Source organism: Rhizobium ruizarguesonis (assembly GCF_012349115.1).
In the GTDB taxonomy this organism is placed as follows: domain Bacteria; phylum Pseudomonadota; class Alphaproteobacteria; order Rhizobiales; family Rhizobiaceae; genus Rhizobium; species Rhizobium ruizarguesonis.
Map to the genome: position 1 here is coordinate 1 of NZ_PQIG01000018.1, position 789 is coordinate 789.

Genomic DNA, 789 nt, shown 5'->3' on the forward strand with positions numbered 1-789 from the left:
TAGGCTCCAGACTCAATCATGCCCACCAAATGACGAGAGCAGCGATGTAGCAAGTTGCCTCGAAGTTGATCATAAGCTTGTCGTATCGTGTTGCGATGCGCCTCCAATCCTTCAGGCGGCAGAAGGTGCGTTCAATAATATTCCTGCGCTTGTAGGCAATGGGGTCGAAGGGCTGCATGCGCTTTCGAGTAGGATTGTTGGGAATGACCGGCTGCGTGCCGCGGGCGGTGAGGAAGTCGCGTATGTGTCGCTGTCATAAGCGGTGTCTGCGGCACATAGGCGGCTCGCAGGCAAGCGCGTGAGCAGTGGAACGGCAACGGGTGCGTCGCCGCGCTGCCCGGGCGTTATTCGCAGCGCGATTGGACGGCCGCAACCATCGACAACAGCATGGATTTTTGTCGATCTGCCGCCTCGCGAGCGGCCGATTGCCTCGGCATCCGCCCCCCTTTTCCGCCAGCGGCTGATCGGTGGGCTTTGGCGGTGGTGCTGTCGATCATATGAAGATCCCGATCGGTTGTTTGCGCCAGAGCTTCAAACAGCCGCCGCCATATTCCTTTCGCAGACCAGCGATGGAAGCGATTGTAGATGGTTGTTGAAGGCCCGTAGCAAGCGGGACAATCCTGCCATCGGCAACCCGATCGCAGGACATGGATGATTCCACTAATCACTCGACGGTCGTCAGTGCGATGAGCACCAGGTTGGTTCGTGGGAAGTAGAGGCGCAATCACCGCCCACTGCTGATCATCAAGCCAGAACTCTCCTGCCATCATCAAAACTCCCATTGTCATC

At 57.8% G+C, this 789-nt stretch carries 1 pseudogene; it reads right to left on the reverse strand.

Annotated elements, in window-relative coordinates:
• Positions 1 to 16 precede the first annotated feature (16 nt).
• Positions 17 to 767: pseudogene (locus C3Y91_RS03430) on the reverse strand (IS5 family transposase).
• Between the last annotated feature and the right edge of the window lie 22 nt (positions 768 to 789).